Consider the following 12,912-nt stretch of genomic DNA (forward strand, 5'->3'; position numbering starts at 1 on the left):
ATCCTGATCGATGCATGAAGTTCCACGGGCCGCGTCTGTCGCGGCCCGCGTCCATGGTGGCCCCGTCGGCCCCTCGCGACGCTAGGTCGAAAACCCCGCCAGGGCCGGAAGGCAGCAACGGTATCGACTGACGCGGGCGCCGAGGCCAGCCGGCGGGGCCACCGCCTTTCGGGCCTTCCGCGGCTGCCTTCCGCCCTTGGGCCGTTGCCTTTTCGGGCCTGGCCCGTCGCCACCCAGCACGCCATGCCATCCGGGCACGCGCCTGCCCCCGGCACCCCCGACCTCAGTAGCCGCGCTCCCAGGCCGCCGTATAGGCCGCGCGCAGGCGGGCGAAGTCGGCTTCGACGGCCTCCGCGCTGCGCGCGCCACGGCGCTTGTGCAGCGAGCGCAGCAGGCGCTGCAGGTTCGCCTCGCGCCAGCCGGTGGCAGGGATGCGCAGGTGCGAGCGGTCGAAATCGATCATCCAGCCGCGCCCCTGGCCATCGAACAGGAGGTTGTGCGCGTTGAGGTCGGCGTGGTCCAGGCCGGCGCGGTGGAAGCGCGCGATGAGCTGCCCGGCGGCCTCCCACGGTGCCGCTTCATCCGCGGCCAGCGCGGCCAGCGAGCGCACGTCGCGCAATCGCTGCATCAGGATCGCGGCCTGGTAATGCAGGCCCTCGCGCCGGTACCAGGCTGCGAACGGCAGCGGCACCGGCAGCTTCTTCGCGCGCAGCGTGCGCAGCAGGCGGAACTCGGCGAAGCTGCGCACGCGCTGGATGCCGCGCCAGAGATGGCGGTCATGGCTGAATTTCGCCATCAGGCCACCGCGCAGGTAATGCCGCAGCAGCGCATCGCCCTGCCCGGAATCGATGAACCAGGCGCCACCGCGCCCACCCTCTCCCACCGGCTGCGCCGCCATGCCCCAGTGGCCGGGATCGAACCACTCCGGCTCCGGTTGCCGCACCTGGGTGCGGTCGAACAGAATCGCGCCGTAGCCGCGCGCGTCGCGGAACGGCGTCAGGTGCTCGTTGGCGTCGAAACCGGTCATTTTTGCGAGTGTAGCAACCACGTGCCCCAAGTCCCCGCCCCGCGCTCGATCTGCCTACTGCGCCTGTCCGCGCTGGGCGATGTCACCCACGTGCTGCCGCTGGTGCATACCCTGCAAACCGGGCTTCCGAATGTGGCGCTGACCTGGATCATCGGCCGCGGCGAACACCGCCTGCTGGAGGGCCTGCCGGGCGTGCGCTTCGTGGAATACGACAAGAAGACCGGACTGGCCGGCATGCGCGCCCTGCGCCGCGAGTTGGGCCAACGCTTCGACGTGCTGCTGCAGCTGCAGGTCTCGGCGCGCGCCAACCTGCTGTCGGCGTTCGTGCCGGCGCAGCGCAGGATTGGCTACGACAAGTCGCGCAGCAAGGAAGGCCACGGTCTGTTCATCAACGAACGCATTCCCGACTGCGGCAATGTCCACGTGCTGGACGCCATCGGCAGCTTCTGCGAGCCGCTGGGGTTGGTACGCGCCGAGGTGGCCTGGAATCTGCCGGTGCCGGACGCGGCCCATGCCTGGGCGCGCGCGCAGTGGCCCGACGACGGCCGCCGCACGCTGATGATCTCGCCCTGCTCCAGTCACCCCTTGCGCAACTGGCGCGCCGAGCGCTACGCCGCGCTGGCCGACCACGCCGCCGCGCAGGGCTGGCGGATCGTGCTGTGCGGCGGCCGCAGCGAGCTGGAGCGTGGTACCGGTGACGCCATCCTCGCCGCGATGGCCACGCGCGACAGCGTGCTGGATCTGATCGGCAAGGACACCCTCAAGCAGCTGCCGGCCCTGCTCGCGCGTGCGGACCTGTTGGTGACGCCGGACTCGGGCCCGATGCACATCGCCAACGCGATGGGCACCAGGGTGCTGGGCCTGCACGCCGCCACCAACCCGCAGCGCAGCGGCCCGTATTCCGACCGCAGATTCTGCGTGGACCGCTACGACGAGGCCGCGCGGAAATACCGCGGCAAGCCGGCGTCGGAACTCAAATGGGGTACGAAGATCGAGGCCGAGGGCGTGATGGACCTCATCGCCGTCGAGGACGCCGTGGCAGCGTTCGAGCGCTTCCGCGCCAGCCTCGGCTGAGCCTCAAACGCCCTGCCCGCTGCCGTAATCCTGGTAGGACTTCTCCTCGACGTAGGCCGAGCCCAGCGCGAGGTTGATGTCCTTCTTCACCCGCGCGCGGGTATCGTTCTCGAAATACACGCTGCGCGCCAGGCGGATGAACTCCGCGTCGAACGCCTGCGCCTTTTCCTTCAGGCGGATGTCGTCCTCGATCACCCACAGCCGCTCGTTGACGGCCTTCAGCTCGGCGCGCAGGGCGGCGATATCCTGCCGCGAGGCTGGGTGCGCGGCCCAGGTCGCTTCCAGCGCCGCCAGCTCGTTGCGCACATTGGCCAGCTTGGCCGGGTCGCTCATGCGCTCGGACTTGATCTGCAGGATGGCGATCTTGTCGAGCAGCTCGCCGAAGGAAACGGGGACGTGGATCTCGGACATGGACACGGGCAGGGAACGACGGGCGGCCAGTGTACCCGCCTTGCCGCCGGGCCACGCGCCCCGTATCATCCACGGCCCCACTTCCGGAGAGGTGGCAGAGCGGTTGAATGTACCTGACTCGAAATCAGGCGTAGGTTTATAGCCTACCGAGGGTTCGAATCCCTCCCTCTCCGCCAGACATGACAGCGCCCCCACCAGGGGGCGTTTTCATGTCCGGACCTCGACCGCAGGCATCTGCTGGCACTGCCTTCCCCTCCCGCCGCGCGCGGCCCCACTTCCGGCACAGGCAGGCGCCGCGGCCGGCCACCACCATCGGAAACCGGCCCCGCTGTCCGCCTTGCCCTGCAGTCCGGTCCGCGCGCATGATTCCGTTGGCCACCATGAACCCCGGACGCCAGCCGCACGCATGATCGAATTCGGACACCTGACCCATGTCGGCCTGCGGCGCGCGCTGAACGAAGACACCTATTATGGCGACAGTGCACTCGGCCTGTGGCTGGTGGCGGACGGCATGGGCGGACACGAGTACGGCGAGGTCGCCAGCGCACTGGCGCGCGAGGTGATCGTGCGCGAGGTGCGCGCCGGGCGCAGCCTGGCCAGCGCCATCGTCACCGCCGACGAGGAAATCATCCGCTGCTCCAAGCGCCGCGGCGACAGCCTGCCGATGGGCACCACCGTGGTGGCGGCGCGGGTGGACGGCAACCGCTTCGAAGTGGCCTGGGTGGGCGACAGCCGGGTGTACCTGTGGCGGGACGGCAGTCTCACCCAGATCTCGCACGACCACAGCTACGTGCAGGAGCTGATCGCGCAGGGTGCGATCAGCGCCGACCAGGCGCGCAATCACCCGCACCGCAACGTGGTGACCCAGGCGCTGGGCGTCACCGCGCCGGACCAGCTGAACGTGGAAACCCTCTCCGGCGAGCTGCGCCCCGGCATGCAGCTGCTGCTGTGCAGCGACGGGCTGACCGAGGAAGTGGACGACCGCCAGATCGCGCAGGTGCTGGCCCACCGCGAATGCAGCGCGCAGGAATGCGTGGACGGGCTGGTGGCGGCCGCGCTGGACGGTGGCGGCTCCGACAACATCACCGTGGTGCTGGTGCGCCGGCACTGAGCATCCCCCGCCGCTGCCCCGCGAACCGGATCACCGGCAACAACGGTCGCCGCGTCAACCCGCTTCCGCCTCCAGCTCGCGCCACAGGCAACGGCCGGCCTTCTTTTCCAGCGCCGCCAGGCGCGCCGCGTGCGCCTCGGCTTCCTCCGTCTGCACGCGCACCCGCACCCGCGGCGGGGCCTCCAGCGCGTCCAGCAGGACGGTCGCCTCCACCGCGGCTGCCGCGGCCTCCTCGCCGAAGCCGATCTCGCGCTGGCCGGAGGTCATCGCCAGATACACGTCTGCCAGGATCTGGGCGTCGAGCAGGGCGCCGTGCAGCTGGCGCTGCGAGTTGTCCACGCCCAGCCGCTTGCACAGCGCATCCAGCGAATTGCGCTGGCCCGGGAAGCGCTGGCGCGCCATCGCCAGGGTGTCTTCGATGGTGCAGCGGTCCTCGATCCGGCCGGTGCCGGGAATCCGCGCCAGCTCGGCATTGAGGAAGCCGAGGTCGAACGCGGCGTTGTGGATGATGAGCTCCGCGCCGTCGATGAAGGCCAGGAACTCTTCTGCCACCTCGGCGAAGCGCGGCTTGTCGGCGAGGAACTCGAGGGTCAGCCCGGTCACCTCCTGCGCGCCCGGCTCGAACTCGCGGTCCGGGTGCAGGTAGCGGTGGAAGGTGCGCCCGGTCGACCGCCGCTCCAGCAGCTCCACGCAGCCGATTTCGACCACCCGGTTGCCTTTCTGCCATTCCAGGCCGGTGGTTTCGGTATCGAGGACGATCTGTCGCATCAGTTGCCAGACTCCTGGGACGGCCTGAATTTCAATGCCTGCGCGCGCGCCAGCCGATCCACACGCTCGTTCTCGGGATGCCCGGCGTGGCCCTTGACCCAGCGCCAGTCCACCGCGTGCCGGGCCGCCGCGGCGTGCAGGCGTTCCCACAGGTCGCGGTTCTTGACCGGCTCGCCGCCCGCGGTCTTCCAGCCGCGCCGCAGCCAGCCGGGCATCCATTCGGTCATGCCCTGGCGCACGTATTGCGAGTCGGTCGTGAGGACCACGTCGCACGGCTCCTTGAGGGCCTCCAGCGCGGCGATCGCAGCCATCAGCTCCATCCGGTTGTTGGTGGTGGCCGGCTCGCCGCCGGCCAGCTCGCGCTCGACTCCGCGCCAGTGCAGCAGCGCCGCCCAGCCGCCCGGCCCGGGATTGCCCAGGCAGGCGCCATCGGTATGTGCCTGCACCTGCTTGCGGGCGCTCATGCCGACGGCTCCGCCTGCCAGCGCAACGCGCGCCGCCGGCGCAGCGGAGTCAGCGCGCGCACCCGCTTCTCGGCGCGCAGCAGGTAGCCGGCGCGCAGGCCCGCGCCTTCCTGCTCGCCCGCCGCGGCCGCGACCGCCCACACCGGGCCCAGCCCCAGCGTGACCACATCCGGCGCCAGCCCGGCCGCGCGCAGGCGGCGGCGCCAGCCGATCGGTTCGCGCGCCGCCAGCCCCTGCCCGCGCCACTGCCAGCGGTAGGGCGAGAGCGGGTTCAGCGCAAACAGCCATAGCCAGCCGCCGGGCACCAGCACCCGCGCGCACTCCTCCAGCAGCGGCAAGGCGGCATCGGCCGGCTTCGCATCCAGCACATGCTGCACGACCACCACCGCGCAGGCCTCGCTGGCCAGCGGCAGCGGCAGCCCGCAACGCAGGGCCCCATCGAAGCCGCTGCCGCGGCAGCGCAGGCGCAATGCCAGCGCCCCGCCTTCGACATCCAGCAGATCGACCGCCGGCGGCGCCAGCCACAGCGCGGCCTGGCCTGGGCGCTGGCGCAGCGCATCGCCCACCACGGCGGCCTCGCTGGCCAGCAGCGCCAGCCCGGCCGGAGTGGCGTACCAGGCATCGGCACCTGCGGCATTGGGTTGACGCGCTGGAAGCATGAACGGCATGGTGGCGATTCTGCGGGAAAGCCCGCTCCCCGTCACGACTGGACAAATGCTGCTGCAGTGCCTGCCCGCGTTCGACGACAACTACATCTGGCTGCTGCGCAATGCCGGCGCACGCGCGCTGGTGGTCGATCCGGGCGACGCCGCACCGGTTCTCGCGGTGCTGGGCGATGCGCCGCCGCTGGCCATCCTGCTGACCCACCACCACGGCGACCACATCGGCGGCGTCGCCGACCTGCTGGCGCGCTGGCCGGGCACGCCGGTGTTTGCCCCGCACGATGACCGTATCCCGCAGGCCAGCCGACGCGTGGCTGACGGCGAACAACTGGCGATCGGCGACTGGCGCTTCGCGGTGCTGGCCGTGCCGGGACACACCCGCAGCCATGTCGCCTACCACGGCGAGGGCCTGCTGTTCTGTGGCGACACCCTGTTCAGCCTGGGCTGCGGGCGCCTGTTCGAAGGTACGCCCGCGCAGATGCAGGCCTCGCTGGCGCGGCTGGCCACGCTGCCCGGCGATACCCGGGTGTGCTGCGCCCACGAATACACGCTGGGCAACGCCGCGTTTGCGCTCACGGTCGATCCTGACAATCCCGCGCTGCGGGAGCGCGTGGCCGCGGTACGCGCCCAGCGCGCCGCCGGCCGCCCCACCCTGCCGACAACGCTTGCTGGGGAACGCGCCTGCAACCCGTTCCTGCGCTGCGACGCACCCACCGTACGCGCCGCCGCCGAAGCGCATGCCGGCCACGCGCTGCCCGATGCCGTCGCGGTCTTCGGCGCGCTGCGCGCGTGGAAGGACGGCTTCCGCGCCTGAGCCGCCCCCGCTCCGTACGGCTGCGCACACTGGCCGCAGCCGGGCGCGCAAGGCACACTTAGCGCATTCACCTCGGTGCGCCACGCGCGCACACCGGACTATCCAAGGAGACACCATGGGATTCCTGCAAGGCAAGCGTGCGCTGGTGACCGGCATCGCCAGCCAGCGTTCGATCGCCACCGGCATCGCCGACGCCTTTCACCGCGAGGGCGCCGAGCTGGCGCTCACCTATCAGAACGACAAGCTCAAGTCGCGGGTCGAGGACGCCGCCGCCGGGTACGGCAGCAAGATCGTGCTGCCGCTGGACGTGGCCTCGGACGAACAGATCGACGCCTGCTTCGCCGAGCTGGGCCGGCACTGGAGCGACGGCTTCGACATCCTCGTGCACTGCATCGCGTTCGCCCCGCGCGAGGCGATCGAAGGCGATTTCCTCGACGGCATCACCCGCGAGCGCTACCACATCGCGCATGACATCAGCGCCTACTCGCTGGCCGCGCTGGGCAAGGCCGCGCGTCCGCTGATGAAGGGCCGCAACGGCAGCATCCTGACCCTGTCCTACCTCGGCGCCGAGCGTGCGCTGGCCAACTACAACACGATGGGCGTGGCCAAGGCCTCGCTGGAAGCCACCGTGCGCTACATGGCAATGGCGCTGGGTCCGGAGGGCACCCGCGTGAACGCGATCTCGGCCGGCCCGATCCGCACCCTGGCCGCCAGCGGCGTGGCCAACTTCCGCAAGATGCTCAGCCAGTTCGAGGCGGTGGCGCCGCTGCGCCGTGCGGTGACCATCGAGGATGTGGGCAATACCGCCGCCTTCCTGTGCTCCGATCTCGCCCGCGGCATTACCGGCGAAGTGACCTACGTGGATGCCGGCTACAACATCATGGGCATGAGCGGGATCGAGTGACCGCGCCCGCCCCGGCATCCCGCCCATGACGCAGAACGCCCGGCATTGCCGGGCGTTCTGCGTTGGAGTCACCCGTTGCGGATAGCGGGCTTACAGCCGGTCTTCCGCGATCTTGATGACGTAGTGCTTGCGCACGGCCTGGATGAAGGCCTCCTGCGCCTGCACGCCGATCGAGGCGGCCACCTGCGTGCGCAGCTGCGCGCGCTCCTGCGGGGTCACCTGGCCGATGTCGCCATCGCGCGCCGCGCGCACCGCGAACACCACCAGCTGGCCGCCGGCGCGGGTCTTGCCCAGCACCGGTGTGTCCTTCTGCGGGCGCGGCACGTTGAAGAACGCGTCCACCAGCGGCTGCGGCGGCACCGGCGCGGGGCTGCGGCGCGGCAAGTCGTCAAGTCTGGCCACCGCCAGCCCGGCGGCGGCGGCCGCCGCGTCCAGGCCCTGCGCGCGCGCAGCCTTGAGCAGCGCCTCGGCCGCGGCGTCCGCCGCCTTGCGCTCGCGGTCGGCGCGGATCGAGGCCACCACCGCGGCGCGCACCTGCGCCAACGGCTGCACCTGCTCGGGCTGGTGCTCGATCACCCGGATCAGCACCGTGCGCAGCGGTCCGAGTTCGATCGGATCGCTGGCGGTGCCGTCCTGCACCAGCGCATCCGAGAACGCGGCGCGCAGCACTTTGGGCTCGCTGGCGATGCCCGGCGCACCGGCGCGGCTGAACACCGGCGTGGTCTGCACCTGCAACCCCAGTGCCCTGGCCGCCGGCGCCAGCGAGGTCGGGTTCTTGAACACCGCGTCCACCAGCTTGCCGGTCAGCTCGTTGAAGGCCTGCTCGCGACCGCCTTCCTGCAGTTCTTTCTCGAGCTCGGGCCGCACGTCCTCGAACGAGCGCTGCGTGCCCGGCTGGATCTGGTTCAGTTTGATGATGTGCCAGCCGAAGTCGGTCTTGACCGGCCCGCGCACCTCGCCCGCCTGCATCGCGAACGCGGCATCGTCGAACGCACCGGGCATGCCGCTGCCCTTGGTGATCCAGCCAAGATCACCGCCGGCGGCCTTGGAGCCGGTGTCGTCGGAATTGGCCCGCGCCAGCGCTGCGAAATCGGCGCCCGGCGCACGCGCCTCGGCGGCGAGTTTGGCGGCACGCGCCTCGGCGGCCTTCTTCTCGGCCGCGCCGGCGCTCGCCGGCACCTGCACCAGGATGTGCGACACCTCGCGCTTCTCGGGGCTGGAGAACTTGGCGATCTGGTCCTGGTAGCGCTTGCGCAACGCCGCCTCGTCAGCCGCCGGCGCCGGCAGCGTGTTGCCATCCACCTCGACGTATTCCAGACGCACCGTCTCCGGGCTGCGGTACTCGTCCTTGTGGGCCTTGTACCAGGCTTCGATCTCGGCATCCGTCACCGGCGCGGTATCCGCCGCCGGGGCCGGGATGGCGACGAAGGACACGTCGCGGTGTTCGCCCAGCAGGCGCATCAGGCGATCCAGTTCGAGGTCGGTGACGAAGGCCGAACGCGCGATGCGCGCCGGGATCAGGTTGGTGGCCAGGTCCTCGCGCACCTTCTCCTCGAACGCGCGCGGCGTCAGCGGCGGGTTCTGCGCGGCCAGCAGCATCTGGTAGCGGTCGACGTTGAACGCGCCATCGACCTGGAATTCCGGGATCTGGCGGATGTTGCGGGCCACTTCCGCGTCGCTGACGACGATTCCGTCGTTACGCGCCGTCATCCGCATCAGGCGCTCGTCGATCAGCGCATCCAGCACGCGGCGTTTGTTCTCCACCGACTCGAACGCCTTGGCGTCGAAGTTCTCGCCCTGCGCATTGCGCATGTTGAGGCGCGCGTTCTCCAGGCGCTCCTTGAACTCTTGCGCGTCGATGTCCTCGATCTGCCACAGGTAGGTGACCGGCCAGACCTGGGGCGCGGATTTCCACCACGACGGCGGCTGCGCGATCCGGGCGACGTAGGTCTCCACCCGCTGCGACATGTACGACTCCACCCCGAAGAAGGCGAACGGGATGGTCACGATCGTGAGGATGGTGCCGGCAATCCAGCCGGTGGTCTTGTCGCGGAGTTTCTGCAGCATGGGCGGACCAGGGATGAGGCGTAGCCGGCAAGTTTACCCGAGCCGCGCGCGCCCGGCCGTGCGTGGCCCAGGCCGAAAAACAAAAAACCCCGCATCGTTGCGGGGCTTTCGCTTTGACTGGCGGAGTGGACGGGACTCGAACCCGCGACCTCCGGCGTGACAGGCCAGCATTCTAACCGACTGAACTACCACTCCGCTGTGAGCCCGCAAGTATACCGACCTTTCGCGCGGGCGCAACTCTTTTTGCATTCACCTTCGCTTCCGGACCGCATCCTGCGATCGCCCGCGACGGGCGCGGCCGGACTGGTGGGCACTGAGGGGATCGAACCCCCGACCCGCTCCTTGTAAGGGAGCCGCTCTACCGCTGAGCTAAGTGCCCGGGCCGCGCATTATCGCCGCGCGGGTGCCGCAACGGAACACCCGCAACGAAAAAAGCCCGGCACAAGGCCGGGCTTTCCGATCACCGGCGCGAGCCGGCGGGCGATCAGTTGACCGCGTCCTTCAGCGCCTTGCCGGCCTTGAACGCCGGGTTCTTGGAGGCCTTGATCTTGATGGTGTCGCCGGTGCGCGGGTTGCGGCCGGTGCGGGCACCACGCTTGCGCACCGAGAAGGTGCCGAAGCCCACGAGGGTCACGGTGTCGCCCTTCTTCAGGGCCTTGGTGATGGCGGCAACCATCGCATCGACGGCACGGCCGGCGTCGGCCTTGGTGAGTTCGGCATGGTCGGCGACGGCTTCGATGAATTCGGCTTTGTTCATTTGCTTGTTGGCTCCGTTGCGGAAAGTGACGCGGAGAATGCGCTGGCCAGGTCCGGCGGCGCTCCCCTGCCGTGGACCCGGGCTTGCCGCGGCGCCGGCCCAGCCGCCGCGGTTGCCAACCTTATACCAGCGCCATTTCCGGTTCGCAACACGGAAAGCCAATGCTGGCGCGGGTTTCAGCGCTCCGGCGCAAAAATCCGCAACCGCGCCGGCCGTTTCCGCCGCTTTCAGTGCTTGAGCGGGACGCGACCGGCGCCACGGCCGCGTGGCCGCGGCTTGGCCACCGCCGTCGCCGGCGCCTTGCGCGACGGCTTCCTGCCATCGCCCTTGCGCGCCGGCAAGGGGCGCTCCAGGGCCAGGTCCAGTACCTCGTCGATCCACTTCACCGGCACGATCTGCAGGTGGCGGGTGACGGCAGCCGGCAGCTCCGCGATGTCCTTGCGGTTCTCCTCGGGGATGATCACGGTCTTGATCCCGCCGCGCAGCGCGGCCAGCAGCTTCTCCTTCAGCCCGCCGATCGCGGTGACCTTGCCGCGCAGCGTGATCTCGCCGGTCATCGCCACGTCGTGCCGCACCGGCACCTTGGTCAGCATCGACACCAGCGCGGTGGCCATCGCGATGCCGGCGCTGGGGCCGTCCTTGGGCGTGGCGCCGTCGGGCACGTGCACGTGCACGTCGTGCTTCTGCAGGAAGTCCAGCGGGATGCCGAGCTGCTCGGCGCGCGCGCGCACCACGCTCAGCGCGGCCGAGGCGGACTCCTTCATCACGTCGCCCAGCTGGCCGGTGAGCAGCAGCGCACCCTTGCCCGGCACCAGCGTGGATTCGATCTGCAGCAGGTCGCCGCCGACCTCGGTCCACGCCAGCCCGGTCACCAGGCCGACCTCGTTCTCGGCCTCGGCGCGGCCGAAGTCGAAGCGGTGCACGCCGAGGTACTTCTCGAGGTTGCGCGCGTTGACCGCGACCGTCTTCGGCTTCGCGGCCTTGCCCTTCTTCGCCGGCAGCGGCCCCTTCAGCGCGATCTCCTTGACCACCTTGCGCGCGATCTTGGCGATCTCGCGGCTCGAGGTTGCGCACGCCGGATTCGCGCGTGTAGTAGCGGATGATGTCGAGAATGGCCGATTCGGCGATCTCCAGCTCACCCTCGCGCAGGCCGTTGGCCTTGAGCTGCTTCGGCACCAGGTAGCGGGTGGCGATGTTGAGCTTCTCCTCCTCGGTGTAGCCGGGGATGCGGATCACCTCCATGCGGTCCAGCAGCGGGCCGGGGATGTTCAGCGAGTTGGAGGTCGCCACGAACATCACCTCGGACAGGTCGAGATCGACTTCCAGATAATGGTCGTTGAACGTGTGGTTCTGCTCGGGGTCGAGTACCTCCAGCAGCGCCGAGGACGGGTCGCCGCGGAAGTCCATCGACATCTTGTCGATCTCGTCCAGCATGAACAGCGGATTCTTGGTGCCAACCTTGTTCAGGCTCTGCACGATCCGCCCCGGCATCGAGCCGACGTAGGTGCGGCGGTGGCCGCGGATCTCGGCCTCGTCGCGCACGCCGCCCAGCGCCATCCGCACGAACTTGCGGTTGGTGGCCCTGGCGATGCTCTGCCCGAGCGAGGTCTTGCCCACGCCCGGCGGGCCGACCAGGCACAGGATCGGGCCCTTCATCTTGCTCACCCGCGACTGCACGGCGAGATATTCGAGGATGCGGTCCTTGACCTTCTCCAACCCGTAGTGGTCGGCATCCAGGGTTTCCTGGGCCGCCTTCAGGTCCTTGCGCACCCGGCTGCGCGCCGACCACGGCACGCCCAGCAGCCAGTCGAGGTAGTTGCGCACCACCCCGGCCTCGGCCGACATCGGCGACATCTGCTTGAGCTTGGCCAGTTCGGCGCGGGCCTTGGCCTCCACCGCCTTGGGCATGCCGGCCTTGGCGATCTTCTTGGCGATCTCCTCGAGGTCGTTGGGCGCGTCGTCCAGCTCGCCCAGCTCCTTCTGGATCGCCTTCATCTGCTCGTTGAGGTAGTACTCGCGCTGGCTCTTCTCCATCTGCGACTTGACCCGGCCGCGGATGCGCTTCTCCATCTGCTGCACGTCGATCTCGCCATCGACCAGGCCCACCAGCAGCTCCATGCGCTCGCCGGTATCCAGCGTTTCCAGCAGCTTCTGCTTGTCCACCAGGCGCACGCCCAGGTGCGCGGCGACGGTGTCGGCCAGGCGATCCGGCTCGTCGATCCCGGCCAGGGTCTGCAGCAGTTCCGGCGGCAGCTTGCGGTTGGTCTTGATGTACTGCTCGAACAGCGACAGCAGGGTGCGCGCGATCGCCTGCAGCTCGCGCGGCTCGCGGGTGGAGCCGGACTCGGCCTCCACCGCCTCGGCGAACAGCGCGCCGTCGCGGGCATGCACGTTGGCCACCTGCGCGCGCGACAGGCCCTCCACCAGCACCTTGATGGTGCCGTCCGGCAGCTTCAGCAGCTGCAGCACCTGCGCCAGGGTGCCGACCGCGTGCAGATCGCCCGCCCCGGGGTCATCGGTGTCCGGGGTCTTCTGCGCCACCAGCAGGATGTGCCTGTCGCCCTCCATCGCCAGGTCGAGGGCATGGATGGATTTCTCGCGCCCCACGAACAGCGGGATGACCATGTGCGGGAACACCACCACGTCGCGCAGGGGCAGCACGGGCAGCAGGCGGGAGGCGGTCTGGGCGGAATCGGGCGAGGCGGCCATGGGGGGGAGGCTCCGGGAATCTTCATGGGCGGCAACGGCTGCCGCCGTGCTGCGTTTATGGGGCTGGCCGGCGCCGGTTGCAAGCACCGCCGGTCGTCGCCGGGCAGGATGATGGGGCGGCGGCCTGGAAAGCCCGTCCCGCAA

The 12,912-nt window shown here is 70.0% G+C and carries 11 protein-coding genes, 3 tRNA genes, 1 other RNA gene and 1 pseudogene; 6 read left to right on the forward strand and 10 right to left on the reverse strand.

Annotated elements, in window-relative coordinates; genetic code table 11:
* Positions 1-62: 62 nt before the first annotated feature.
* Positions 63-153: signal recognition particle sRNA small type (ffs, locus tag LJB71_RS10640), an RNA gene on the forward strand.
* Positions 154-283: 130 nt separating this feature from the next.
* Here ffs and LJB71_RS10645 read toward each other — a convergent pair.
* Positions 284-1,027, reverse strand: a complete 744-nt coding sequence (locus tag LJB71_RS10645; protein WP_259304166.1) for a 3-deoxy-D-manno-octulosonic acid kinase — start codon at positions 1,025-1,027, stop codon at positions 284-286.
* Between the two features lie 21 nt (positions 1,028-1,048).
* Here LJB71_RS10645 and LJB71_RS10650 point away from each other — a divergent pair, with 21 nt between their 5' ends.
* Positions 1,049-2,101, forward strand: coding sequence for a glycosyltransferase family 9 protein (locus LJB71_RS10650; RefSeq protein ID WP_259304167.1), 1,053 nt, complete (start codon positions 1,049-1,051; stop codon positions 2,099-2,101).
* 3 nt (positions 2,102-2,104) lie between these two features.
* On the opposite strand, the gene LJB71_RS10655 is transcribed toward LJB71_RS10650, so the two are convergent.
* Positions 2,105-2,512, reverse strand: coding sequence for a DUF6165 family protein (locus tag LJB71_RS10655; protein ID WP_259304168.1), 408 nt, complete (start codon positions 2,510-2,512; stop codon positions 2,105-2,107).
* An 85-nt stretch (positions 2,513-2,597) separates the two neighbouring features.
* Between LJB71_RS10655 and LJB71_RS10660 the strand changes: the two genes are divergently transcribed.
* A tRNA-Ser gene (locus LJB71_RS10660) sits at positions 2,598-2,688 on the forward strand.
* A 230-nt stretch (positions 2,689-2,918) separates the two neighbouring features.
* Positions 2,919-3,623 carry a PP2C family serine/threonine-protein phosphatase gene (locus LJB71_RS10665; RefSeq protein ID WP_259304169.1) on the forward strand — a complete coding sequence of 235 codons (705 nt, stop codon included), beginning with the start codon at positions 2,919-2,921 and terminating at the stop codon, positions 3,621-3,623.
* A gap of 54 nt (positions 3,624-3,677) precedes the next feature.
* Here LJB71_RS10665 and dnaQ read toward each other — a convergent pair whose 3' ends face one another.
* From dnaQ to LJB71_RS10680, 3 genes are read right to left on the reverse strand one after another with little or no spacing between them, the layout of a single operon-like run.
* The gene (gene dnaQ, locus LJB71_RS10670; RefSeq protein WP_259304170.1) at positions 3,678-4,391 is read right to left on the reverse strand and encodes a DNA polymerase III subunit epsilon; all 714 of its coding nucleotides are present in this window, start codon (positions 4,389-4,391) and stop codon (positions 3,678-3,680) included.
* Positions 4,391-4,855 carry a ribonuclease HI gene (rnhA, locus tag LJB71_RS10675; RefSeq protein ID WP_259304171.1) on the reverse strand — a complete coding sequence of 155 codons (465 nt, stop codon included), beginning with the start codon at positions 4,853-4,855 and terminating at the stop codon, positions 4,391-4,393. The genes dnaQ and rnhA overlap by 1 nt, the downstream gene beginning before the upstream one ends.
* Positions 4,852-5,523, reverse strand: a complete 672-nt coding sequence (locus LJB71_RS10680; protein ID WP_259304172.1) for a class I SAM-dependent methyltransferase — start codon at positions 5,521-5,523, stop codon at positions 4,852-4,854. The genes rnhA and LJB71_RS10680 overlap by 4 nt, the downstream gene beginning before the upstream one ends.
* 46 nt (positions 5,524-5,569) lie before the next feature.
* On the opposite strand from LJB71_RS10680, the gene gloB reads away from it, so the two are divergent.
* Entirely contained in the window at positions 5,570-6,331 is a 762-nt protein-coding gene (gloB, locus tag LJB71_RS10685) for a hydroxyacylglutathione hydrolase (protein WP_259304173.1), read from the forward strand.
* A 115-nt stretch (positions 6,332-6,446) separates the two neighbouring features.
* Positions 6,447-7,235, forward strand: a complete 789-nt coding sequence (locus tag LJB71_RS10690) for an enoyl-ACP reductase (protein ID WP_259304174.1) — start codon at positions 6,447-6,449, stop codon at positions 7,233-7,235.
* 90 nt (positions 7,236-7,325) lie between these two features.
* Here LJB71_RS10690 and LJB71_RS10695 read toward each other — a convergent pair whose 3' ends face one another.
* The 5 genes and pseudogenes from LJB71_RS10695 to lon form a co-directional block, all read right to left on the reverse strand.
* On the reverse strand, positions 7,326-9,302 hold the full coding sequence (locus LJB71_RS10695; protein ID WP_259304175.1) for a peptidyl-prolyl cis-trans isomerase: 1,977 nt from the start codon (positions 9,300-9,302) through the stop codon (positions 7,326-7,328).
* A 118-nt stretch (positions 9,303-9,420) separates the two neighbouring features.
* Positions 9,421-9,497, reverse strand: a tRNA-Asp gene (locus LJB71_RS10700).
* Between the two features lie 109 nt (positions 9,498-9,606).
* Positions 9,607-9,681, reverse strand: a tRNA-Val gene (locus tag LJB71_RS10705).
* 105 nt (positions 9,682-9,786) lie between these two features.
* Positions 9,787-10,059 (reverse strand): HU family DNA-binding protein, encoded by a 273-nt coding sequence (locus tag LJB71_RS10710; RefSeq protein ID WP_114960298.1) that lies wholly within the window; start codon positions 10,057-10,059, stop codon positions 9,787-9,789.
* A gap of 227 nt (positions 10,060-10,286) precedes the next feature.
* Positions 10,287-12,768 (reverse strand): annotated as a pseudogene (gene lon / locus LJB71_RS10715) (endopeptidase La).
* Between the last annotated feature and the right edge of the window lie 144 nt (positions 12,769-12,912).

This window comes from Thermomonas sp. S9 (genome assembly GCF_024704365.1).
Taxonomy (GTDB): Bacteria; Pseudomonadota; Gammaproteobacteria; order Xanthomonadales; family Xanthomonadaceae; genus Thermomonas.